Genomic DNA, 23,138 nt, shown 5'->3' with positions numbered 1-23,138 from the left:
CAGGGGCCCGGCACGGGGGTCCGGGCCCCTTCCCGCACCGCGCGACGACGACGAGGAGGACATCCGTATGGGACAGTCGCACCGGGGTGACGAGGCCGCGAAGCCCCCATTGCGTGTCGGCATGGTCGGCTACGCGTTCATGGGCGCCGCCCACTCGCAGGGCTGGCGCACCGCGGGCCGCGTCTTCGACCTGCCGCTGCGCCCCGTGCTCGCCGCGGTCTGCGGCCGGGACGGGGCGGCGGTGCGGGCGATGGCCGACCGGCACGGCTGGGCGGCGGCCGAGACGGACTGGCGTGCGCTGATCGCCCGGGACGACGTCGACCTCGTCGACATCTGCACCCCCGGCGACAGCCACGCCGAGATCGCGGTCGCCGCGCTGGCGGCGGGCAAGCACGTGCTGTGCGAGAAGCCCCTCGCGAACACGGTCGCCGAGGCGGAGACGATGGCCGCGGCGGCCGCGACGGCCCTCGAACACGGCCGGCTGTCCATGGTCGGCTTCAACTACCGCAGGCTGCCCGCCACGGTGCTCGCCCGCTCCATGGTCGCCGAGGGCCGCCTCGGAGCCCTGCGGCACGTACGGGTGACCTACCTCCAGGACTGGCTGGTCGACCCGGACTTCCCGCTCACCTGGCGGCTCCGCAAGGAGGTGGCCGGCTCGGGGGCGCTCGGGGACCTCGGCGCCCACATCGTCGACCTCGCCCAGTTCCTGGCGGGCGAACCGCTCGGCGGGGTGTCCGCGCTCACCGAGACGTTCGTGCGCAGCCGGCCGTGGCCCGCGGGAGCGTCCAGCGGCCTGTCGGCCGTGCCGGAACCGGGCGGACCGGCGGGCGGCACCGGCGCGCCGGCTGCGGGTTCCGCACCCGGGACCGCCGCGGACGCGGCAGCCGTGGGCAGCGTCCACGGGCCCGGTCCGGGAGCCGTCACCGTCGACGACGCCGCGCTGTTCACCGCCCGCTTCGCCTCCGGCGCCCTCGCCTCCTTCGAGGCCTCCCGCTTCGCCACCGGACGCAAGAACGCCCTGCGCATCGAACTCAACGGCGAGCGCGGCTCGTTGGCCTTCGACCTGGAACGCCTCAACGAGCTCTCCTACCACGACCACACCGAGCCCGCCACGCACGCCGGCTTCCGCCGCATCCTGGTCACCGAGCCCGACCACCCCTACCTCGACGCCTGGTGGCCGCCGGGCCACGGCCTCGGCTACGAGCACACCTTCGTGCACCAGGCCCGCGACCTGGTCCTGGCCGTCGCCGAAGGCCGCCCGCCCACCCCGTCCTTCGCCGACGGTCTCCAGGTGCAGCGCGTCCTCGCCGCGGTCGAGGAGAGCGCCGAGAAGAACTCCGTCTACACCCCCATCGCGGTCTGAGGAGGCCCCCGCATGCCACGCACCTTCACGCTGTTCACCGGCCAGTGGGCCGACCTGCCCCTCGAGGAGGTCTGCCGCCTGGCCCGCGACTTCGGCTACGACGGACTCGAACTCGCCTGCTGGGGCGACCACTTCGAGGTCGACAAGGCACTCGCCGACCCGGCGTACGTCGACTCCCGGCGCGCCCTGCTCGACAAGTACGGGCTGACCTGCCGGGCCATCTCCAACCACCTCGTCGGGCAGGCCGTCTGCGACGCCATCATCGACGAACGCCACCGGGCCATCCTGCCCGCCCGCGTCTGGGGCGACGGCGAGGCGGAGGGCGTACGGCAGCGGGCGGCCGCCGAGATCGCCGACACCGCCCGGGCGGCCGCCACGCTCGGCGTCGACACCGTCATCGGCTTCACCGGCTCGGCGATCTGGCACCTCGTCGCGATGTTCCCGCCCGTCCCCGAGTCGATGATCGAGCGCGGCTACGAGGACTTCGCGACCCGCTGGAACCCGGTCCTCGACGTCTTCGACGCCGAGGGCGTCCGGTTCGCCCACGAGGTCCACCCCGGCGAGATCGCGTACGACTACTGGACCACCCACCGTGCCCTGGCCGCCGTCGACCACCGGCCGGCCTTCGGCCTCAACTTCGACCCGTCCCACTTCGTGTGGCAGGACCTCGACCCGGTCGGATTCCTCCACGACTTCCGCGACCGGATCTACCACGTCGACTGCAAGGAGGCCCGCAAGCGCCTCGACGGCCGCAACGGCCGCCTCGGCTCCCATCTGCCCTGGGGCGACCCGCGCCGCGGCTGGGACTTCGTCTCCGCGGGCCACGGCGACGTCCCCTGGGAGGACGTCTTCCGCATGCTGCGCTCCATCGGCTACACGGGACCGATATCGGTCGAGTGGGAGGACGCGGGCATGGACCGGCTCCAGGGCGCGCCCGAGGCGCTGAAGCGCCTGAAGGCCTACGACTTCGACCCGCCGTCGGCGTCCTTCGACGCGGCTTTCGGAGGCAACGGCTAGATGGGTAAGGGCAGTTGCCTGCCCGCCGGCATACCGCCGGGAGCGCGACGTGAGGGGCCCTCCCGCCGGTACGGCCGGGAGGGCCCCTCACCTGTCGGGCCGCCCCGGTGCGGGCGGCCGTCCTCAGCCCACCGGTTGCGGCTGGGGCGACGAGGTGTCCGCCGTGCTGCGTCCCGGCTGCCTCAGCAGCAGGGCGATCGCGGCCGCCACCATGGAGATCCCGCCCGCCAGCGCGTACGCGCCGTTGTAGCCCCACGCGGCGACCACCATCGAGCCGAGGCCACCGCCGAACAGGCCGCTGATCAGCTTGCCGCTGTACACCAGGCCGTAGTTGGTGGCGTTGTAGTTCTCGCCGAAGTAGTCCGGGGTCAGCGCCGCGAACATCGGATAGAACGCGCCGCCGCCGAACCCGGAGAGGAAGGCGAAGAACAGGAACAGCGCCTCGCTGTGGATGTCACCGGCCCAGATCACGCCGAACTGCGCGAGCCCGAGGACCACGATGACGAACACCAGGGACTGCTTGCGGCCCCAGGTGTCGGACAGCCAGCCCACCACACCCCGGCCGACGCCGTTGATGACCGCCATCACGCCCATCGACGACGCCGCCACCAGCGGGCCGAAGCCCACCTCCTTGGCGAAGTCGACCTGGAAGGAGATCCCGAAGATCGACACACCCGCGGTCATCACCAGCGCGACCCACATCAGGGGGAGCATCCCGGTCCTGATGGCCTCCTTGGGCGTGTACTGCTTCACCGCCGGAGGGTTCTTCGCGAGGCTCGCGGCCCCCTTCGCGCTGCCGCCGTACGTCAGCGGGTCGATGTCCGCCGGCCACCAGTTCTTCGGCGGGTCCTTGAAGAAGAACGCGGAGGCGAACACCACGACCATCACGTAGACCCCGATGAGGTCGAGCACCCGGTGGTAGTTGGCCGTGTCGAAGGCGTAGTTGAAGATGAAGATGAACGGCAGCGAGCCGTACGCGAAGCCGCCGTTCACGAACCCCGTCTTCGCGCCCCGGCGTTCGGGGAACCACTTGCCGACCATGTTGATGCAGGTCGCGTACACCAGCCCGGAACCGAGCCCGCCGACCACGCCGAAGCCGAGGATGGCCAGCAGTACGTTGCCCAGGTGCGACAGGGCGAGGAAGCCGATCGCGCACATCACCGAGCCCACGTACATCGCCCTGCGGGCCGTCAGGATGCCCTTCTCCCGCAGCCAGCCCGCCGGGAACGCGATGCCCGCCTGGAAGAACACCCAGACGCTCAGGATCCAGAAGGTGTTGCTCTGCGTCCAGCCGTGCGCGTGCGACAGGGTGTCCTCGGCGGAGCCGAAGGCGTACTCGAAGACACTGATCGCCATCATGGCCGCCCACGGCAGGTACACCATGAACTTCCGTGAGTGGCCGAGGATGTCCCGGTCGCTCTCGCCGATCCGGTAGACCCGGCCCCGGGGGTCGGTGACCTCCCGGTAGGCACGCCGGGAGGTGCCGGAGTCGTCCGGCCGGTCCTTCGCCGCCATGGGTTCCGCCGTCATCACGCCATCTCCTCGCCGAGCGGGTGCGGATTGGGAACGATGCTCCGGGCCTGCGGTCGGTCCGGCGCCTTGAGGAACAGGGCCAGTACGGCGGACGCCAGTCCGACGGACCCGGCCAGCACGAAGGCCCCGTGGTAGTCCCACGCGCCCACGACGACCGCGCCCATCCCGGAACCCACCAGGCCCGAGATCAGCTTCGAGCTGTAGACCATGCCGTAGTTGGACGCGTTGTTGTTCTCACCGAAGTAGTCCGCCGTCATCGCCGCGAACAGCGGGAAGATCGCGCCGCCGCCGAAGCCGGAGACCATGGAGCAGAACAGGAAGAAGGGCATGCTGCCCATCTGGCCGGAGACCAGCACCCCGAACTGAGCGGTGCCCAGCACCAGACACACGATGATCAGCGTGTGCCGGCGGCCGGCCCGGTCGGAGATCCAGCCGATGACGCCGCGCCCGGTGCCGTTGACGATGGCCTTCAGGGACATCGCCGTGGCCACGATCCCGCCCGCGAAGCCCATGTCCTTGCCGAACGGCACCTGGAAGGCGATGCCGAAGATGTTGATCCCGGCCGTGCACAGCAGACAGAACCACATCATCCACAGAACGGGGGTACGCGCCGCCTCCCTCGGGGTGTACTGCTTCACGGCCGGCGGGTTCTTCTCCAGCGCCCGGCGGATCTTCGGGTCGTCCGACACCTTCAGCGGATCCACGTGCGCCGGCCACCAGCCCTTCGGCGGGTCCTTGAAGAACCAGCCGGCCACCGCGACGATCGCGCAGCACAGCAGACCGACGCCCACCAGCACGCCCCGGTAGTTGCCCAGGTCCATGTACGAGGTGAACAGGAACACGAAGGGCACGGACCCGTAGGCGAAACCGCCGTTGACGAAGCCCGTCTTGCCGCCCTTGCGCTCCGGATACCACTTGCCGACCATGTTCACGCAGGTCGCGTAGACAAGACCGGCCCCGATGCCGCTGCACATGCCGAAGCCGAGATAGGCGATCGCCACATGGGGCGCGAACGCCAGCGCCAGATAGCCGAGCAGGGTGCCCAGCGCGCCCAGCAGCATCGCCGTACGGGCCGGCAGCCGGCCGCTCTCGCGCAGCTGCCCGGCGGGGAAGGCCACGGCCGCCTGGAAGAAGATCCAGACGCCCATCAGCCAGAAGATGTGTCCGCTGCTCCACAGATGCGCGTCGTGCAGCGTGTCCTCCGCCGAGGTGAACGCGTACTCGGCGGAACTGATGCCCATCATGCCCGCCCAGGGCAGGAGGACCATCCACTTGCGTGTGCGGCCCATGATGTCGACGTCGGACTCGCCGACGCGGTACACCCGGCCGCCCGGATCCGTCACCTCTTGGTAGGGGACGGAGGTCGAATAGTCGGTGGTTGTCATGTCGGTCCAGCACCCCTTGCGTCGAAAGATCTGGTCAGCGCCCCCTGCCAAATGCCTTTCGTGCGCTCACGGGTCCCGGGGCCGGCCGACGCGCACCGTCGGCCGTCCCCGCGCACACTCATGTCATCGACGCGCCCCCCAACAGCAGGTACGGACAGGCCATCTCAGATCACCCCGGTGGACTTGAGCAGCCGCAGTTCCTCGTCGCCCAGGCCGAGTTCGCCGACGTAGATCTCCGCGTTGTGCTCGCCGAGGAGCGGGGAGGCGGTGATCTCGACGGGGGAGTCGGAGAGCTTCAGCGGGTTGCCGACGGTGACGTAGGACCCGCGCTCGGGATGCTCGACCTCGACGACCATCTCGTTGGCGGCGAGGGAGGAGTCCTCGATGATCTCCCGGGTGGACAGGATCGGCCCGCACGGGATGTTCTCGGCGTTGAGCCGTTCCAGCACCTCCCACTTGGGCAGGGTGCTCGTCCACTCCTCGATGAGCTGGAACATCTTGGCCAGCTTCGGCAGCCGGGCCTGCGGGGTGGACCACTCGGGGTCGTCGGCGAGTTCGGGCCGGCCGATCAGCCGGGTCAGCGGCTGCCAGCCGGCCGGCTGGACGATGACGTACACGTAGTCGTTGGGCCCACCGGGCGCGCAGCGTACGGCCCAGCCGGGCTGTCCGCCGCCGGAGGCGTTCCCGGACCGGGGCACCTCGTCCCCGAAGTCCTCGTTCGGGTACTCGGCGAGCGGACCGTGCGCGAGGCGCTGCTGGTCGCGCAGTTTGACCCGGCAGAGGTTCAGGACGGCGTGCTGCATCGCGACGTTGACGCGCTGCCCGCGTCCGGTGCGGGTGCGCTGCAGCAGGGCCGCGAGGACGGCGGCTACGGCGTGGATGCCGGTGCCGGAGTCCCCGATCTGCGCGCCGGTCGCCATCGGCGGGCCGTCCTCGAAGCCGGTGGTGGCCATGGACCCGCCCATGGCCTGCGCGACCACCTCGTAGGCCTTGAAGGCGGTGTACGGGCCGTCCCCGAAGCCCTTGATGGACGCGTAGACGATCCGCGGGTTGATCTCGCGGATCCGGTCCCAGGTGAAGCCCATCCGGTCGACGGCGCCGGGGCCGAAGTTCTCCACCATGACGTCCGAGCGGCGGATCAGCTCGGTCAGGAGCTGCTTGCCGCGCTCCGTCTTGGTGTTGAGCGTGATGCTGCGCTTGTTGCTGTTGAGCATCGTGAAGTAGAGGGAGTCGGCATCCGGGATGTCCCGCAGCTGGGTGCGGGTGATGTCCCCGGCCGGCGCCTCCAGCTTGACCACGTCGGCGCCGAGCCACGCCATCAACTGGGTCGCCGAGGGACCGGACTGAACGTGTGTCATGTCGAGCACGCGGATGCCTTCGAGAGCCTTGGTCGTCACAGGTCACCTCACTTGTCCGTTGCCTTGGGCCGCCCTGGTGCCGCCGGTGGTCGGACCCCTCGCGGCACATTGCATACAGTCGACGAATACTGTATGAAGATTGTTATCCCGCATCCGCTGGGTGATGTCCAGAGGTCGCGCACCACTTTCAGGACAGGAGCGGAAACATGGACCTGTACGAGCACCAGGCGCGGGAACTCCTCGCGGAACACGGCATCGTGGTGCCACCCGCCGACGTCACGGACTCGCCCCGGGAGGCCCGCGCCATCGCCCGCCGGCTCGGCGGACCGGCCGTCGTCAAGGCACAGGTCAGGACCGGCGGACGCGGCAAGGCCGGCGGCGTCCGGTTCGCGGCCGACCCGGCCGAGGCGGAGCTGATGACCCGGCGGATCCTCGGCACGGACATCAAGGGCCACCCCGTCCGCACCGTGCTGCTGGCCCAACCCGTCGACATCGACGCCGAGTTCTATGTCGCGTACGTCCTCGACCGGACCCGCGGACAGTTCCTCGCCGTCCTCTCCACCGAGGGCGGCACGGACATCGAGGAGGTGGCCGCGACCCGGCCCGAGGCGGTGACCCGCTTCCCCGTCGACCCGACCGAGGGCGTCACCCCGGCGACGGCGGCCGGCATCGTCAGGACCGCCGGACTCCCCGCGCGGGCCGCCGACGTCCTCGTACGGCTCTGGCAGGTGCTCATCCGCGAGGACGCCCTCCTCGTCGAGGTGAACCCCCTCGCCCTCACCGCCCAGGGCCGGCTCACGGCCCTCGACGCCAAGATCACCCTCGACGACAACGCACGCTTCCGCCAGGCCCGTTGGGGCGAGCGGGACGCCCCGCACGACGACCCCCTGGAGGCGTCCGCCGCGGCCAGAGGGCTCACCTACGTGAAACTGGACGGCGAGGTCGGCGTCATCGGCAACGGCGCGGGCCTCGTCATGTCCACCCTCGACGTGATCGCGGGCTGCGGCGCCCGCCCCGCCAACTTCCTCGACATCGGCGGCGGAGCCTCCGCCCGGGTCATGTCCGACGGCCTCTCCGTCGTCCTGTCCGACCCGGACGTCAAAGCCGTCCTCGTCAACGTCTTCGGCGGCATCACCGCCTGCGACGCCGTCGCCGAGGGCATCGTGACCGCCCTCGACACCGTGCGGCCCACCAAGCCGATCGTCGTCCGCCTCGACGGCAACAACGCCGCACGCGGCCACACCGTCCTCGACGACCGCGCCCACCCGCTCGTGCACCGGGCCACCACCATGGACGACGCCGCCCGCCGCGCCGCCCACCTCGCCAACACCACCTGAAGGAGCGGGACATGGCCGTCTTTCTCACCAAGGAGTCCAAAGTCCTCGTACAGGGCATGACCGGAGCCGAGGGCATGCGGCACACCCGCCGCATGCTCGCGGCCGGCACCGACGTCGTCGGCGGCGTCAACCCCCGCAAGGCGGGCCGGACCGTCCGCTTCGACGTCCCCCAGACCCCCGCGGGCCTCGGCACCGCGCACCGGTTCGTCCCCGTCTTCGGGTCGGTGCGCGAGGGCGTCGAGGCGACCGGAGCGGACGTCAGCGTCGTCTTCGTGCCGCCCGCCTTCGCCAGAGCCGCCGTCGAGGAGGCGGCCGACGCCGGCACCGGCCTCGTCGTCGTCATCACCGAAGGCATCCCCGTCCACGACGCGGTCGCCTTCCGCGCCCACGCCGCCGAACGGGGCACCCGCGTCGTCGGCCCCAACTGCCCCGGCCTGATCACCCCCGGACAGTCCAACGCGGGCATCATCCCCGCCGACATCGCCGGACCGGGCCCCATCGGCCTGGTCTCCAAGTCCGGCACCCTCACCTACCAGCTCATGCACGAGCTGCGGGACATCGGCTTCTCCACCTGCGTGGGCATCGGCGGAGACCCCGTCGTCGGCACCAGCCACATCGACTGCCTCGCCGCCTTCCAGGACGACCCCGACACCGAACTCGTCGTCCTCATCGGGGAGATCGGCGGCGACGCCGAGGAACGGGCCGCCGCCTTCGTCCGCGACCACGTCACCAAACCCGTCGTCGGCTACGTCGCCGGATTCACCGCCCCCAAGGGCAGGACCATGGGCCACGCGGGCGCCATCGTCTCCGGCTCCTCGGGCACCGCCCGGGCCAAGAAGGAGGCACTGGAGGCCGCCGGCATACCCGTCGGCGGCACCCCGACCGAGACGGCCCGGCTGGTCCGCACCCGGCTCGGCAACCCCGCCCGGCCCGCCTGACCCGACGTGACCTCACTCATAGTCGACGTGAGGTGACTCCCGGAATACGCGCCACCTCACTACCTTCCCCTTACCCGCGCGACGCCTGTTCGCGCCGGCCCGGGCGACCCGCCGCACGGCGGACGCCGGGCCCCCGCCCCCGACTGTGCACCGAGAGCGGAGACACCCATGACGACCCTCGACCCCACCCCCGCGGAACCCCGCGACCCCCTCGTCCTCAAGTCCGGCACGTCCTGGACCGACGCCTGGCGGCGCTGCCTCACCGCCGCCCCCGAGGCCTTCCGCGACGACCGTGTCCTCAACCTCTGGAACGCCGCCTGGCAGGCGGACGGCCGGAGCCTGCCCGCCACCAGCCCCGTCGACGGCGCACCCATCGCCGGCCCGCCCCGCCTCGACGGCGCCACCGCCCGGCAGGCCGTCGGCGCGGCCCTCGACCAGCACCGCGCCTGGCGCCACGTCCCCCTAGCGGAACGCCGCGCCCGCGTCGCCGCGACCCTCGACGCCCTCACCGAACACCGCGAACTCCTCGCCCTCCTCCTCGTCTGGGAGATCGGCAAGCCCTGGCGCCTCGCCCAGGCCGACGTGGACCGGGCGATCGACGGCGTGCGCTGGTACGTCGACGGCATCGAGCCCATGGTCGACGGCCGGACACCGCTCGACGGACCGGTCTCCAACATCGCCAGCTGGAACTACCCGATGAGCGTCCTCGTCCACGCGATGCTGGTGCAGGCCCTGGCCGGCAACGCGGTCATCGCCAAGACCCCCACCGACGGCGGCGTCTCCTGCCTCACCCTCGCCTGCGCGCTCGCGGCCCGCGAAGGGGTCCCCGTCACCCTGGTCAGCGGCAGCGGCGGCGAACTGTCGGAGGCGCTCGTGCGCGCGCCCGAGATCGGCTGCGTCTCCTTCGTCGGCGGACGCGACACCGGCGCCGCGGTCGCCACCGCCGTCGCCGACCTCGGCAAGCGCCACGTCCTCGAACAGGAGGGCCTCAACACCTGGGGCATCTGGAACCACACCGACTGGGACGCGCTGACCGCCGTCGTCCCCAAACTCTTCGACTACGGCAAGCAGCGCTGCACGGCCTACCCGCGGTTCGTCGTCCAGCGCTCCCTCTTCGACGACTTCCTCACCGCGTACCTCCCCGCCGTCCGCACCCTGCGGACCGGCCACCCCCTCGCCGTCGAACACCCCGACGACCCCTGCCCCTCGCTCGACTTCGGCCCGGTCATCAACGCGGCCAAGGCCAAGGAACTCCACGACCAGGTCGCCGAGGCCATCGACCGGGGCGCCGTCCCGCTGCACCGCGGCAACCCGGCCGACGCGCGCTTCCTGTCCGGCCAGGACACCTCGGCGTACGTCCAGCCCGTCACCCTCCTCAACCCGCCGCCGTCCTCCCCGCTGCACCACGCGGAACCCTTCGGCCCGGTCGACACCATCGTCCTGGTCGACACCGAGGCCGAGCTGCTCGCCGCCATGAACGCCTCGAACGGCGCGCTGGTCGCCACCCTGTCCACGGACGACGAGGCGACGTACGACCGACTCGCCCCGCAGATCCGGGCCTTCAAGGTCGGCCACGGCCGGCCCCGCTCGCGCGGCGACCGCGACGAACTGTTCGGCGGCTTCGGCGCGTCGTGGCGCGGCGCGTTCGTCGGCGGGGAACTCCTGGTCCGCGCGGTCACCCAGGGCCCGCCCGGTGAACGGCTCCCCGGCAACTTCCCGGACCACCACCTGATGCCGTGAGGCGGGGGGTGGCGCCCGAGCTCGGGCGCCACCCCGTCCGCGGCCGGGGCGGCGGGCCCGCTACGCGATGCCCTGCCGGTCCGGCCGCAGTGCGAAGGCGCGGTCCGACGGTTCGGCGACCGTGAGCTGCACGGCCTCCACCAGCAGGGTGCGGTGCCGGAGCAGCGGCTCCCGGCGCTCCTCGGGGGCGACGAGCAGCAGGTCGTCGAGGCCGGCGACGAGACGCCGCGTCACCTGCGGACTGCCCACCGCGCACGCCCGGATCTCCGCGAACGCGAGATCGACCAGTTCCGTCCACCCGGGCACCGGCTGCACCAGGCGCACCGCCCCGCGCCGGTCCCGGTGGAGGGCCGTGTCGAGGGGCCGGCGCACGACGGCGGACAGGAACTGCACGATGCGGTCGATCGCCTGCACGGCGGTGGTCGGGTCGTTCACCGCCGCCGACAGCGCCCGCAGTCCGATGTCGGCGAGCTGCCGCAGCCCGAACGAGAAGTCCTGATGGAAGGTCCGCTCCACCCCGACGTTCACCGTGTAGCTCAACGACCGCCGCGAGGGGGCGGGCCCTCCGTGGACGGCGAGCAGCGGGGTGCCGGGGACGACGAAGTCCCCGATCCGGGGGATCAGCCGCAGGACGACGTCCTGCTGCCGCGCGGTCCGCACCAGCCGGGCGATGTTCACGTCCCGCAGCACCCCGGCCCGTCCCTGATGGGCGACCCGCGCGGTCTCCGGCCCGAGGGCGTCCTCCTCGCCGGTCGAACGGACCACCGGCATCCGCCCGACGAGCTTGAACGCGTCCCGGGTGATGTGGTCGATGACATGGCTGATGCGCATGAGCCGCAGCGTCTGGTTCACGTACAGCACGAAGAGCAGCAGGCTCAGCCCCAGCATCAGGAGCGTCAGCACCGACTGCACCAGCGGGACCGAGGTCACCAGCCGTGCCTCGGCGTTCGACTCGTAGGAGGTGAGCACGAGGAGCGACAGCAGGAACGTCGCGAGGAACACCGCGAACGTCGCCTTGGTGATCCGGCTCCGTACGAAGATGCGCACCACCCGCGGGCTGAACTGCCCGCTCGCCATCTGCACGGCGACCAGCGAGATGCTGAAGACCACGCCGATGAAGGTCATCATCGCCGAGCTGACCGACGTCACCACGGTCTTGGTGTCCTCGGCCAGCCGCAGCAGGTTGTCGAGCGTTTCGTAGTCCCGCGACCGCTGGAGCGACTCGACGATCGCGGTGTCGAGCGCGCCGGCCACCGTCCACACCACGAAGACCAGCACCATGGCCGCGGTGGGCGCGAACCAGAACGTGTCCCGCAGATGCTCCCGCAACGGCGACAGCGCTCGCGGCCGACGCCCCTCGGGCAAGCCCCCGGTAGTCATCCAGTCACCCATGGTGAGACTGTAGGCGCACCCCCGTCCCACCGCGCGGACCCGCTCCGGAGGCCCGGATATGCAGGTGAAGGGCACTCCGAAAGCTTGGTATTGTTGTCCATGTCGCCGCGGGGAACACCCCCGTCCAGGCGGCAGACACCTCGTCCGGGTGGCGGAATGGCAGACGCGCTAGCTTGAGGTGCTAGTGCCCTTTAACGGGCGTGGGGGTTCAAGTCCCCCCTCGGACACAGAGATCATCACCGATGGTGCAGACCGGAACCGGTCTGCACCATCCGTGTTTTCCGGGGGCGTTTCACCCCCGGCCTCCTCGTCTCAGGAAGTGGCCCCCCGCTCCCACGACCACACCGTCGTGTCCGCCGGCACCGTCACCCGTCCCTCCGCGTCCTCCTCCAGGGGGCCGCTGGCCAGGACCACCTCCGTGTCCCGGGGGAGGGGCCGCGGGGTGGGGGACAGGTTGGTCAGGCAGTGGAAGCCGTCCGGGCGGGTGAAGCTCAGGACGTCGGCCGCCGACTCGGTCCACGTCAGGGTCTCGGGGAGGCGGGCCAGCCGGGTCCGGCGCAGGGACAGGGCCGTGCGGTAGAGGTTCAGGACCGAGTCCGGGTCGCCCTGTTGGGCGGCCACGGCGAGGCCGGTCCAGTCCGCGGGCTGGGGGAGCCAGGGGGCGGCCGTCGCGCCCGCGGGGGAGAAGCCGAGCGACGGGCCGTCGGCGGCCCAGGGCAGCGGGACACGGCAGCCGTCGCGGCCCCGGTCGGTGCCGCCGGAGCGGGCGAACGTGGGGTCCTGGAGAAGCTCGTCCGGCAGGTCCTGCACCTCGGGCAGGCCGAGTTCGTCGCCCTGGTAGACGTACACCCCGCCGGGCAGGGCCAGGGTGAAAAGCGCCGCGGCACGGGCCCGGCGCCGGCCCAGCGCGGTGTCGCTGGGGTCCAGGAGCCGTTTGTCGGCCATGTCGAACGACGTGTCCTCGCGGCCGTAGCGGGTGACGTGCCGGATGGTGTCGTGGTTGGCCAGCACCCAGGTCGGCGGGGCGTCGACCGGCGCGTGCGCGGCGAGCGTGCCGTCGACCACCTCGCGCAGCACCCGGGCGTCCCAGGGGGCGCACAGGATCTCGAAGTTGAACGCCGAGTGCAGCTCGTCGGGGCGCAGATAGCGGGCGAACTGCTCGGCGGTGGGCAGCCACACCTCGCCGACGAAGGTGCGCTCCCCGTCGTAGGCGTCGAGGATCTTGCGCCAGGAGCGGTAGACCTCGTGGACGTCGTCGACGTCCTGGTACGGGAGGTCCGTCGGGTCGGGGGCGGGGCCGACGTCCGGCAGGCCGGGCTTCTTGGCGAGGCCGTGCGCGACGTCGATGCGGAAGCCGTCCACGCCGCGGCGCAGCCAGAAGTGCAGGATGTCCTCGAACTCGGCCCGCACCGCGGGGTGTTCCCAGTTCAGGTCGGGCTGCTGCGGCGCGAACATGTGGAGGTACCAGTCGCCGGGCGTGCCGTCGGCCTCGACGACGCGGGTCCAGGCGGGCCCGCCGAAGTACGACTGCCAGTCGTTCGGCGGGAGTTCGCCGTGCTCGCCGCGGCCGGGCACGAACCAGAAGCGGTCGCGCGCCGGTGCCTGCGGGCCCCCGGCGAGTGCCTCCTGGAACCAGGGGTGGCGGTCGGAGCAGTGGTTGGGCACGAGGTCGACGATGACGCGCAGGCCCTGCGCGTGCGCCTCGGTGATGAGGGACTCGGCCTCGGCGAGGGTGCCGAAGACGGGGTCGATGTCCCGGTAGTCGGCGACGTCGTAGCCGCCGTCGGCCATGGGGGAGACGTACCAGGGGGTGAACCACAGGGCGTCCACGCCGAGTTCGCGCAGATACGGCAGCCGGTCCCGGGCGCCGGCCAGATCGCCGACGCCGTCGCCGTTGCCGTCGGCGAAGCTGCGGACGTAGATCTGGTAGATCGCGGCGTGTCGCCACCAGGGGGCGGCGGTACGAGGCGCGCGCTCGGTCACGTGGACTCCTTTGCGTTGCTTGCTGCGTGTGCCGGGTGGAGCTGGGCGGGCCCGGCCTGCGGGGCGTTGCGACCGGGCCCGCGTACGAGGGGCTACCAGCCCGAGTTGCCGGACCCTCGGTTGACGGTGAAGCCGCCGGCGAGGTTCAGGCCGCCGGACGCCGTGCCGGTCACGGTCACGCCGGAGAAGGTGCCGGATCCGGCGGAGTTGATCTCGATGCCGTAGGAGCCTGTCCTGTCGATGGTCAGGTTGCTGACGGTGAGGTTGCTGACGGTCTTCTGGTAGGAGATGAGGACCGCGCTGTAGGTGGAGTCGAGGATGGTGTTGTCGGTGACGTTCACCGGGGCGGTGATGTCGGAGGCGTCGGCGTAGATCCACAGGGCGCCGAACTTGCTCTGCCAGTTGGGCTCGTAACCGCCCGTCCTGGTCAGGGTGTTGCGGGCGACCGACGTGGTGCCGGCGAAGGGCAGCGGGGCCGGGTTGAAGTTGCGGGTGCTGATCGCGATGCCCGCGGAGGCGGTGACGGTGTCGGAGATCAGGTTGTCCTCGATGCGGTTGCCGCTGCCGCCGTAGATCGCCGCGCCGTTGGCGAGCAGCGGGACCTGGACCGTGTTGAAGCGGTAGGCGGAGTCGGTGACGGCCTGGGCCTCGGAGAACATCGCGAGCGCGTCGTCACCGGTGTTGCGGACGCTGGAGTGGGAGATCTCGGTGCCGGCGGTGCCCTTGTGGAGGTTGACTCCGTCGGCGAACGTGTCGCGGATGCGCAGCCCGCTCGCGTACAGGCCGTTGGTGGGGGCGTCGATCCACAGGCCGACCTTGGTGTGCTCGATCCAGACGTTCTGGACGGTCGAGCCGTTGCCGAAGTCGCCCTCGACGGCGGTGTCGAAGCCGGCGTCGTCCCGGTAGGTGACGTCTCCGGAGATGCTCAGGTCCTGCACCGTGTTGGTGCCGCCCTGGCCGAACAGGCCGCCCTTGCCGTTCTTGCCGCGCAGCACGGTGTACCACTCGCCCGCGCCGCGTAGCGCGATGCCCGTGAGGTTGACGTGCCCGGAGATGTCGTACGTGCCGGACGGCAGCCAGAGTCCCTTGCCCTGGTTCTTGGCGGTGCCGACGGCGGAGTTGAGGGCGGCGGTGTCGTCGGAGCCGTCGTCGGCGGTGACGCCGAGCGTGGTGGCGGAGACGAATCCGGCGGGCATGGCGTAGGCGGCGGGAGCGGTCTCGGTCTCGACGAGGTCGAGGGTGTAGGAGGAGGCGGTGTCCGTCGCGTCCTTCTGGAACGTGAGCACGGTGCCCGCCGGGAGGGTGCTCGCCAGCCGGACGTGGACCTCGTCGAAGAAGTGGTGCCCGGAACCCTGTGAGGGGTCGTTGTTGTAGGGGTAACCGCCGTACACCCAGGAGTACTTGTTGGTCAGGGTGATGTCGCGGAGGTGGGTTCCGGCGGAGTACAGGCTCAGGGGCGTCTCGTAGGCGGAGCCCGAGGCGCTGTCCGGGATCGAGTAGCGCAGGGTGAGGGCGTTGGCCGGCTTCGACAGGGTGAACTGGACGTACTCGCCGGTCTGGTCGAGGACGACGGCCTTGCGGCCCGAGGCCTCCGAGGCGGTCTTGAGGTAGGTGCGGTCGGGTCCGAGGACGGAGCCGTTGGTGCTGCCGCTCTCCGCCTCGTAGGTCGTGTACGGGACGGTGGCGCCGCGGGTGGCGTTCGCGGCGGCCGCGGTGATGTTCAGGCCGTCGAGCTGGAGGTTGCCGTTGTCGCCCGATTCCCGGCGCAGGGTGAGGTTGTTGAGGCCGGCGCGCAGGGGTGCGTCGGTCGTCAGGGTCTGCCAGGCGCCGGAGGTGGCGGGCAGCGAGAGCCGGCGGACGGTGAGACCGTTGGCGACCAGGGTGATCGTCGCGGCGGTGGCGTCGGGCGTGCGGTAGCGCACCTCGATGGAGTAGCTCTTGGCCTCGGCCGCGTTGACGGCGAAGGCGGCGCGGGCGCCGGTGGTGCCGAACCCGGTGAGGTAGCCGCTGCCGGTGTAGCCCGTGACGGAGGACGCCTTGGTGGGGCCGCCGGAGGTGAACGCGTTCTCCGCCTCGTGCGTCACGCTGCCCGTGGGGGCGGTGGGCGTGGTGGCGATGACGTTGTCGAGGTTGATGTTCCCGCTGTCGGAGGACGTGAAGGTCAACGCGACGGTGTTGGCGCCCTTCTGGTAGGTCAGGGCCTCGTCGGTGGTGGACCAGGTGTCCCAGTTCGCGGTGGCGGGGAGGCTGATCTGCCGGACCTTGCTGCCGTTGACGTACAGGCTGAGCGTCATGACGGCGGTGGTGCCGTTGGCGTACCGGATCTTGAGGGACCCGCTGCCCGCCACCGCCGAGGAGACGGCGAACGACGTGGACGCGGTGCCCTTGTGGCTGTCGGTGTAGCCGCCGACGTAGCCGGTGCCGGTGTAGCCGGGGTGCTCGGTCTCGGTGACCGCCCCGCCGGTGCGGGTGGCCGACTCGGCTTCCAGCGTGGTGGACGCCGCGTGGGCCCTGGGGGCGGCGACCACGCAGAGCAGCGCGGCCAGCAGGGCGAGGAGCAAGGGGGGAACGAGTGCTCTGGTGCGGATTCCCGGTGATCGTGACATGGCGATCTGTCCTTCCGTCGGGGCGGCTCGCCCGTGGGGGTTCGGTTCGGACGGGAACGGGGCTGCCCGGGCGCGGGCAGCGCTCGGCCGGGGAGGCGGGCCGAGGGGATCGGGGGAGAGAGGAACAGCGGTACCGGTGGCGGGGGGGTGCGGGGGTCAGCCCTTGAGGCTGCCCGCGGTCAGGCCCGTGATGATGTGGCGCTGGAAGACGAGGAAGAGCACCAGCAGGGGGACGGAGGCCATGACCATCCCGGCGAGGAGCTGGTTGGCCGGCATGAACTCCGCGAGACGGCCGAGGGCGACGGTGATCGGCTGCTTCGACGGCTCGGGCAGCACGAGCATCGGCCAGAGGAAGTCCTTCCAGACGCCGACCACCGCGAAGATGGAGACGACGGCGAGGACCGGACGGGACAGCGGCAGCACGATCGAGACGAGGACGCGGACCGGCCCCGCGCCGTCGATGCGCGCCGAGTCGAGGAGCTCGCCGGGGATCTGGTCGAAGAACCGCTTCAGGATGAAGATGTTGAAGGCGTTGGCCGCCGCCGGGAGCCAGATCGCGAAGGGCGTGTTGATGAGGTTGACGTGCACGAGCGGCACGTCGGTCACGGTCAGATAGGTCGGGACGAGCAGCGCCGACACCGGCAGCATCAGCGTCGCCAGCATCATGCCGAGGACGATGTTGCCGAGCGCCGGGCGCAGTTTGGACAGGGCGTAGGCGGCGGACACGTCGATGACGAGCTGGAACAGCCAGGCGCCGAGCGCGAGCAGCAGGGTGTTGAGGAAGTAGGTGCCGAGTCCCACGTTGGTCCAGGCGTCGGCGTACGCCTCGGGGTGCCAGGTGTGGGGCAGCAGCGTCGGGTCCGGGGCGGCGAGTTCCGCCGACGACTTCAACGCGCCGGTCGCCATCCAGTAGAGGGGGAAGACGAACGCGAGCGTGAAGCCGGTCAGGGTGAGGGTGAGGACGGTGCGGTAGAGGATCCTGCCGGTGCGGCGGGTCATCTCGGTGGGCGCGATCAGGGTGCGTTCGGCGGTGCCGGCCATGTCGGTTCCTCTCAGCCCTTGGTCCGGGTCAGCCGGAGATAGACGGCCGCGAAGGTGCCGAGCACCACGAAGAGCACGGTGCTCATGGCGCTGGCCATGCCGAAGTCGTTGTAGATGAAGGCGTAGCGGTACAGCAGGAGCAGGACGGTGACCGTCGCGTCGTCGGGGCCGCCGCCGGTGAGGACGTACGGCTCGATGAAGACCTGCATCGTTCCGATGACCTGGAGCAGCAGCGTGATCATCAGGATGAACCGCATCTGCGGCAGGGTGACGTGCCACAGGCGGCGCCGGATGGAGGCGCCGTCGATCTCCGCCGCCTCGTACAGCTCGCCGGGGATGCCGCCGAGCGCCGCCAGGTAGATCAGCGTGGTGGTGCCCATGTTGGCCCAGGTCGACACGAGGACCAGCGAGACCATCGCGAGGTTCTCGGACTCCAGCCACTGCTGTGCCGGCAGGTGCACGAGTTCCAGCGCGTTGTTGAAGAGGCCGGGGCCGGGATCGTAGAACCAGCGCCACAGGAGCATCGTCACGATCGGCGGGAGCATCACCGGCAGGTAGACGGTCATCCTCAGGTACGCCCGGCCGTGCCTGAGTTCGTTCAGGACGACCGCGGTGAAGAAGGGGGCCGCGAAGCCGAAGACCAGGGCGAGCAGGGTGAAGTAGCCGGTGTTGCGCCACGCGGTGACGAACAGGGGGTCCTCGAAGAGCCGCCGGAAGTTGTCCCAGCCCACCCATTCGGCGGGCCGGGCGAACGTGACCTGCTGGAAGCCGAGCAGCCAGCCGCGGACGATGGGGTACCAGGAGAACAGGGCGAAGCAGAGCACACCCGCGGTCAGGAAGGCGTACGCGACGAGGTTCTCGCGGAGGCGCCGGCGCCGCCGGGACGGGCTCGCCCCGCCCGGCGCGGACGCGGACGGTGCCGCGTCCTTCCGGGCGGTGGGCGGTGCCGTCGGAGCGGGCTTCTCCCGTGGGGAGTTCGGGGTCGGGGTGAGGGGTTGCACGGTCATGTCACTTGACCGTGGCGAGTATCGAGTCGACCTTCTTCGCGGCGTCGCCCAACAGGTGGCCGATGTCCGCGTTCTCGCGCGTGAGCACCGCCTGCATCACGCTGTCGAGGACCGTGTAGATCTGCTGGGCGTTCGGCGGCTCGACCTTCTGCGTCAGACCGCTGTTGCGCTCCATGAACGGCTTGTAGTTCGTCTGCGGGACGGTCGCGTACCGGGCGTGGACCGCGTCCACCTCGGCCTGCGTCCGGGCGGTGAAGAGCCGGTCGAGCGGCAGGCCGATGGGCACCGCACCGCCCTTGGCGCGCTTGTCGTCGTGCTGGGTACGGTCGGGGTTGAGGTACTTCCACTGGATCCACTGGACGCCGGCCTTGATCTGTTCGGGCGTGGCCTTCGGGTTGAACATGAATCCGTTGCCGCCGCCCAGGGTCGCGGTGCCGGGCATGGCGGCCACGCCGAACTCGGAGTACTTGCGCTCGAACTGCTTGACGATGGTGGGGATGTTGTCGGGGCCCGCCATGTAGATGCCGAGCTTGCCGGAGCCCATCATCTTCTGGACGTCCTCGATCTGGAGCAGCTGGCGGGTGCCCATGCTGCGGTCGGTCCAGCGCATGTCGTGCAGGTGGGTCAGCGCCTGCCGTCCCGCGTCGCTGTCGAACGCGGCCTTCCAGCGGCCGCCTTGGCGGGTGGCGATGTCGCCGCCGAGCGAGTACACCCACGAGGTGAGGTGCCAGCCGCCCTGGTTGTTCTTGCTGTAGTCGGCGTATCCCACGATGCCGTCGCCGAGCGCGGTGATCCGCCGTGCCGCCTCGCGGACCTCGTCCCAGGTGGTCGGCGGCTTGTCGGGGTCGAGTCCGGCCTTCTTGAACAGGTCGCGGTTGTAGATCAGGCCGAGCGAGTACTGCCCGTTCGGCAGGCCGTAGATCTTGCCGTCGGGCCCGGTGAAGACCTTCTTGAACGCGGGAGCGACGTCCTCGATGTACGGAACTCCCTTGAGGTACGGCGTGATGTCAGCGCCCTGACGGCGCTGGATGAGGCCGGAGGGGTCGGTGAAGTAGACGTAGTACACGTCCTCCAGCTGGCCGCCCGCGAGTTTGGCCGAGAAGGTCTTCGGGTCCATGTAGCCCTCGCGGGCGTCGATCCTGATGTTCGGGTGACTCTTCTCGAAGTCCCTGACGTCCTGCTCGTACCACTTGCGGTCGACGGGCTGCGTCTTCGGCGGCATGCCGTTCACGGAGATCGTCACCTTGCCGCCCTTCCCCTCGGACGACGAGGAGCCGCCGCACGCGGAGAGTCCGAGAGCGAGCGTCGAGGCGATACCCGCACCGACGAAGCCGCGGCGGGAAAGAGAGTCGGCCATACGATCAGCGCCTTCCTGAAGTGAGCCCGGGGACGCCGGTTCCCGGGCAGCAGCGATGACGCAGACCGTAAAAGCTGTCACGCAAATCGTCAATGAAAGTACGCAAAAAATTGATCGCGCTGACGAAGTCGTCTGACGCGATGGCGTTAGCGCGGGCGGGCGGCGGTCGATCCGCGCACGATCAACTCCGTTCCGAAGAGCAGGGGTTCGGCCGGTGGTGGCTGCCCGTTGAGCTGGGTGACGAGCGCGGTGATCGCCGCGTCGGCCATCGCCTGCACCGGCTGCCGCGCGGTCGTCAGAGGCGGATCGGTGGCGACCATGAACAGCGAGTCGTCGAACCCGACGACGGAGAAGTCCTCCGGCACGGCCAGGCCCTGGCGCCGTGCTCCGCGGATCACGCCGAGCGCCAGCGCGTCGCTCGCGCACACGACCGCGGTGACGCCCTGGGCGGTGAGTTGGGGCACCGCCGTGGCGCCGCCCTCCATCGAGAACATCGTGTGCGCGACCCAGCCGTGCCACTCCTCCGGCGGCACTCCGCGGGCGCGCCAGAAGGCCGCGTACCCGGCGAGCTTCCGGGCCGACGGAACGTGTCCGATCGGTCCGGCGACCAGGCCGATCCGCTCGTGACCCAGGGCGGTGAGGTGCGTCAACGCCTGTTCGGCGGCCTGCGCGTCGTCCGCCGACACCTGGGCAAGGCCGCGGTTCTCGTCGGCCGCGTTGATCAGGACGAGGGGGGTCCTGCGGTCGCGCAGCGCCCTGCTCTGCTCGGGCCCGGCGTCGGCGTAACTGGACCCGACGAAGACGATGCCGCCGATGTTCTGCCCCAACAGCCGCTGGATGTAGTGCGCTTCGGAGGACCCGTCCGCGGTGCGGGTGCAAAGGACGGGTATCAGCCCCTGCTTGTTCAGACGTCCGGCGAGCGCCTCCGTGAACGCGGGGAACACCGGGTTCTGCAGTTCGGGCACCACCAGGCCGACCAGCGGCGCGCGTTCGGTCCGGCCGGCTGCCGGGCGCTCCAGGCCGAGCACGTCGAACGCCCTGAGCACCTTGTCTCGGGTGGCGGGCGCCACGACCGAACTCCCGCTCGCCACCCGGCGGACGGTCACTTCACTGACGCCGGCGAACGCGGCCACCTCGGAGAGTCTCGTTGTCACACGGGTACTGTACAACTGTCACCGCAAAACAGAATCAGATCTACGCAAGAAAATGACAGCAATGGTGGGATGGTGATCGGACCGGTGATCCGGGCGGGTGCGCTCACGGCCCGCGGGACGGGTACAACCGACCCATGGCGCTTGAACGGTTCATCGGCATCGACCTCGCCTGGGCCCACGACGAAGCCCGGGCCCGGCCCAACGAGACGGGTGTGGCCGTCATCGACGGAGAGGGCGAGATCCTCGACTGCGGCTGGACCCGGGGGATCGACGGGACGGCGGAGTGGATCGCGTCGGTGGCTGGCGGCGGGGCGTCGTCCCTCGCCTTCGTCGACGCCCCGCTCGTGGTCGACAACCCGTCCGGACAGCGGCCCTGCGAACGGGAGGTCGGCCGACGCTACGGGCGCTGGAAGGTGAGTGCGAACAGCACGAACCAGGCGTCCCCGCGGCTGGCCGGCGTTCTGCTCCTCGACCGGCTGCGGGCGGCGGGCTGGAGGTACGACGACGGCCGGGGCGGTCCGCCGGGGGACGGGGGCGCCCTGTCCGAGTGCTACCCGTACACGACGCTGGTGGGCGCGCCCGAGCTGGGCTACCCGCTGTCGCGGCCGACGTACAAGCGGCGTCCCGCGAGTGTGCCGACGGCACGCTGGCGCGCGGTGCGGGCGGAGGTCTGCGACGAGCTGATCGCCCGTCTGGCGGGCCTCACGACGGCGGACCCTCCGCTGCGGCTCGATTCGCACCCGGTCGCGCGCCTCCTGCTCGACGAGCCGACGCCCGAGGCGGCCGGAGCCTACAAGCACCGCGAGGACCTCATCGACGCGCTGCTGTGCGCATGGACGGCTTCCCTCTGGGCCCGCCACGGCCTGACACGCTGCCAGGTGCTGGGTCCGGGGGAGTCCGACGGCCCGGAGCCTGCGGGTGACGTGGCCACGATCATCGCGCCCGCCCGGCCGGAGCAGCGACGGGACGGCACCGCGCGGTGAATCCGGAGCCGGTGGCGGTACCGGCCGTCTGGACAAGGTGCGGGCGACGGTTCAAGAATGCTGGTTCCTGGATACCGTATGCATCATCCTGACGCGTGTTCGCGCGATGCCCGTCCTCCGCGACTGCTCATGAGCAGAGCAGAGCAGTCGAGGTGGGGCCGTGGGTACGGCGCCAGGGTCGCGGCCCGGGCCGGAGGTGCGGCAGGCTCCACGCGCGCCGGCCCCGTCGGCCCGGTGACGTGTGCCTGTGGCGTCGTCGCGTGGGCATGCTCACCGACGCGGTACTCCTTTCGAACCCGACCGGAGTGAGGTAGCCCAGCATGACTCCAGCACCCCGACTCGCCTCGTCCATCGACGATCCGCCCGGTGACGGCTCGGTCATCGACCGCCTCGTGGCGGCCAACCGCACCTATGCCGCCGGGTTCGTCGACCCGGGCATGGGCGCCCGGCCCGTCCTGCGGGTCGCCGTCGTGGCCTGCATGGACGCCCGGATCGATCTGCACGCCGCGCTCGGTCTCGAACTGGGCGACTGCCACACCGTGCGCAACGCGGGCGGGGTCGTCACCGACGACACCATCCGTTCCCTGACGATCAGCCAACGGGCCCTCGGTACACGCAGCGTGATACTGATCCACCACACCGGATGCGGTCTGCAGACCCTGACCGAGGAGTTCCGGCACGAGCTGGAGATGGAGGTCGGGCAGCGGCCGGCCTGGGCGGTGGAGGCCTTCCGCGACGTCGACCAGGATGTACGGCAGTCGATGCGGCGCGTCCGGACCTCGCCGTTCCTGCCGCACACCGACGACGTGCGCGGCTTCGTCTTCGACGTCACCACGGGATTGCTGCGGGAGATCGACCCCGGCATCTGAGTCCTGGAGCGTGTTCGCGGCCCCCTCGACGTGCCGTCGAGGGGGCCGCGTCCGTCACGGTCCGACCCGTCACGG

17 protein-coding genes and 1 tRNA gene are annotated in these 23,138 nt (G+C 70.9%); 8 read left to right on the top strand and 10 right to left on the bottom strand.

Annotated features, from left to right (window positions below; genetic code table 11):
• Positions 1-67 precede the first annotated feature (67 nt).
• Both OG406_RS09045 and OG406_RS09040 read left to right on the top strand, forming a co-directional pair.
• Entirely contained in the window at positions 68-1,363 is a 1,296-nt protein-coding gene (locus tag OG406_RS09045) for a Gfo/Idh/MocA family protein (RefSeq protein WP_329185190.1), read from the top strand.
• A gap of 12 nt (positions 1,364-1,375) precedes the next feature.
• Positions 1,376-2,380 (top strand): sugar phosphate isomerase/epimerase family protein, encoded by a 1,005-nt coding sequence (locus OG406_RS09040; RefSeq protein ID WP_164371645.1) that lies wholly within the window; start codon positions 1,376-1,378, stop codon positions 2,378-2,380.
• 123 nt (positions 2,381-2,503) lie between these two features.
• On the opposite strand, the gene OG406_RS09035 is transcribed toward OG406_RS09040, so the two are convergent.
• The 3 genes from OG406_RS09035 to frc all read right to left on the bottom strand — a co-directional run bounded on the left by OG406_RS09035 (position 2,504) and on the right by frc (position 6,695).
• Complete coding sequence (locus OG406_RS09035; RefSeq protein WP_267048958.1) at positions 2,504-3,910, bottom strand: OFA family MFS transporter; 1,407 nt, start codon at positions 3,908-3,910, stop codon at positions 2,504-2,506.
• A complete protein-coding gene (locus OG406_RS09030) occupies positions 3,910-5,298 on the bottom strand; it encodes an OFA family MFS transporter (protein WP_164371647.1) in 1,389 nt (462 codons plus the stop codon). The genes OG406_RS09035 and OG406_RS09030 overlap by 1 nt, the downstream gene beginning before the upstream one ends.
• A 164-nt stretch (positions 5,299-5,462) precedes the next feature.
• On the bottom strand, positions 5,463-6,695 hold the full coding sequence (gene frc / locus OG406_RS09025) for a formyl-CoA transferase (RefSeq protein WP_266617480.1): 1,233 nt from the start codon (positions 6,693-6,695) through the stop codon (positions 5,463-5,465).
• Between the two features lie 167 nt (positions 6,696-6,862).
• On the opposite strand from frc, the gene sucC reads away from it, so the two are divergent.
• The 3 genes from sucC (at position 6,863) to OG406_RS09010 (ending at position 10,671) form a co-directional block, all read left to right on the top strand.
• Positions 6,863-7,993: an ADP-forming succinate--CoA ligase subunit beta gene (sucC, locus tag OG406_RS09020; protein WP_329185184.1), complete on the top strand. Its 1,131-nt coding sequence runs from the start codon at positions 6,863-6,865 to the stop codon at positions 7,991-7,993.
• Between the two features lie 11 nt (positions 7,994-8,004).
• Positions 8,005-8,931, top strand: a complete 927-nt coding sequence (gene sucD, locus OG406_RS09015; RefSeq protein ID WP_329185182.1) for a succinate--CoA ligase subunit alpha — start codon at positions 8,005-8,007, stop codon at positions 8,929-8,931.
• A gap of 168 nt (positions 8,932-9,099) precedes the next feature.
• Positions 9,100-10,671, top strand: coding sequence for an aldehyde dehydrogenase family protein (locus tag OG406_RS09010; protein ID WP_329185180.1), 1,572 nt, complete (start codon positions 9,100-9,102; stop codon positions 10,669-10,671).
• A gap of 60 nt (positions 10,672-10,731) precedes the next feature.
• Here OG406_RS09010 and OG406_RS09005 read toward each other — a convergent pair whose 3' ends face one another.
• Positions 10,732-12,063, bottom strand: a complete 1,332-nt coding sequence (locus OG406_RS09005) for a DUF2254 domain-containing protein (protein WP_239155167.1) — start codon at positions 12,061-12,063, stop codon at positions 10,732-10,734.
• Positions 12,064-12,205: 142 nt separating this feature from the next.
• Here OG406_RS09005 and OG406_RS09000 point away from each other — a divergent pair.
• Positions 12,206-12,290, top strand: a tRNA-Leu gene (locus OG406_RS09000).
• A gap of 85 nt (positions 12,291-12,375) precedes the next feature.
• Here the strand turns inward: OG406_RS09000 and OG406_RS08995 are convergent.
• From OG406_RS08995 to OG406_RS08970, 6 genes are all read right to left on the bottom strand, one after another.
• The gene (locus OG406_RS08995; protein WP_329185175.1) at positions 12,376-14,046 is read right to left on the bottom strand and encodes a glycoside hydrolase family 13 protein; all 1,671 of its coding nucleotides are present in this window, start codon (positions 14,044-14,046) and stop codon (positions 12,376-12,378) included.
• A gap of 92 nt (positions 14,047-14,138) precedes the next feature.
• Positions 14,139-16,652: a CBM35 domain-containing protein gene (locus tag OG406_RS08990; protein WP_329185173.1), complete on the bottom strand. Its 2,514-nt coding sequence runs from the start codon at positions 16,650-16,652 to the stop codon at positions 14,139-14,141.
• A gap of 156 nt (positions 16,653-16,808) precedes the next feature.
• The gene (locus tag OG406_RS08985) at positions 16,809-17,693 is read right to left on the bottom strand and encodes a carbohydrate ABC transporter permease (protein WP_267048964.1); all 885 of its coding nucleotides are present in this window, start codon (positions 17,691-17,693) and stop codon (positions 16,809-16,811) included.
• Between the two features lie 11 nt (positions 17,694-17,704).
• Positions 17,705-18,700, bottom strand: coding sequence for a carbohydrate ABC transporter permease (locus OG406_RS08980; RefSeq protein WP_329185170.1), 996 nt, complete (start codon positions 18,698-18,700; stop codon positions 17,705-17,707).
• A 1-nt stretch (position 18,701) separates the two neighbouring features.
• Entirely contained in the window at positions 18,702-20,057 is a 1,356-nt protein-coding gene (locus OG406_RS08975; RefSeq protein WP_329185169.1) for an ABC transporter substrate-binding protein, read from the bottom strand.
• Positions 20,058-20,203: 146 nt separating this feature from the next.
• Entirely contained in the window at positions 20,204-21,211 is a 1,008-nt protein-coding gene (locus OG406_RS08970) for a LacI family DNA-binding transcriptional regulator (protein ID WP_164371657.1), read from the bottom strand.
• 134 nt (positions 21,212-21,345) lie between these two features.
• Here OG406_RS08970 and OG406_RS08965 point away from each other — a divergent pair, with 134 nt between their 5' ends.
• Positions 21,346-22,194 (top strand): DUF429 domain-containing protein, encoded by an 849-nt coding sequence (locus tag OG406_RS08965; protein ID WP_329185167.1) that lies wholly within the window; start codon positions 21,346-21,348, stop codon positions 22,192-22,194.
• Between the two features lie 320 nt (positions 22,195-22,514).
• Positions 22,515-23,063, top strand: coding sequence for a beta-class carbonic anhydrase (locus OG406_RS08960; RefSeq protein ID WP_164371659.1), 549 nt, complete (start codon positions 22,515-22,517; stop codon positions 23,061-23,063).
• The last annotated feature ends 75 nt before the right edge of the window (positions 23,064-23,138 follow it).

It is taken from the genome of Streptomyces sp. NBC_01428 (assembly GCF_036231965.1).
Lineage (GTDB): Bacteria > Actinomycetota > Actinomycetes > Streptomycetales > Streptomycetaceae > Streptomyces.
The sequence above is the reverse complement of the archived record's forward strand: the minus strand, read 5'-3'. Positions and strand labels throughout refer to the sequence as shown.

Bases quoted from the DNA above. Each gene is read 5' to 3' on its own strand.
- OG406_RS09045 (WP_329185190.1), top strand. From the start codon at position 68: ATGGGACAGTCGCACCGGGGTGACGAGGCCGCGAAGCCCCCATTGCGT.
- OG406_RS09040 (WP_164371645.1), top strand. From the start codon at position 1,376: ATGCCACGCACCTTCACGCTGTTCACCGGCCAGTGGGCCGACCTGCCC.
- OG406_RS09035 (WP_267048958.1), bottom strand. From the start codon at position 3,910: ATGACGGCGGAACCCATGGCGGCGAAGGACCGGCCGGACGACTCCGGC.
- OG406_RS09030 (WP_164371647.1), bottom strand. From the start codon at position 5,298: ATGACAACCACCGACTATTCGACCTCCGTCCCCTACCAAGAGGTGACG.
- sucC (WP_329185184.1), top strand. From the start codon at position 6,863: ATGGACCTGTACGAGCACCAGGCGCGGGAACTCCTCGCGGAACACGGC.
- sucD (WP_329185182.1), top strand. From the start codon at position 8,005: ATGGCCGTCTTTCTCACCAAGGAGTCCAAAGTCCTCGTACAGGGCATG.
- OG406_RS09010 (WP_329185180.1), top strand. From the start codon at position 9,100: ATGACGACCCTCGACCCCACCCCCGCGGAACCCCGCGACCCCCTCGTC.
- OG406_RS09005 (WP_239155167.1), bottom strand. From the start codon at position 12,063: ATGGGTGACTGGATGACTACCGGGGGCTTGCCCGAGGGGCGTCGGCCG.
- OG406_RS08990 (WP_329185173.1), bottom strand. From the start codon at position 16,652: ATGTCACGATCACCGGGAATCCGCACCAGAGCACTCGTTCCCCCCTTG.
- OG406_RS08985 (WP_267048964.1), bottom strand. From the start codon at position 17,693: ATGGCCGGCACCGCCGAACGCACCCTGATCGCGCCCACCGAGATGACC.
- OG406_RS08980 (WP_329185170.1), bottom strand. From the start codon at position 18,700: ATGACCGTGCAACCCCTCACCCCGACCCCGAACTCCCCACGGGAGAAG.
- OG406_RS08975 (WP_329185169.1), bottom strand. From the start codon at position 20,057: ATGGCCGACTCTCTTTCCCGCCGCGGCTTCGTCGGTGCGGGTATCGCC.
- OG406_RS08965 (WP_329185167.1), top strand. From the start codon at position 21,346: ATGGCGCTTGAACGGTTCATCGGCATCGACCTCGCCTGGGCCCACGAC.
- OG406_RS08960 (WP_164371659.1), top strand. From the start codon at position 22,515: ATGACTCCAGCACCCCGACTCGCCTCGTCCATCGACGATCCGCCCGGT.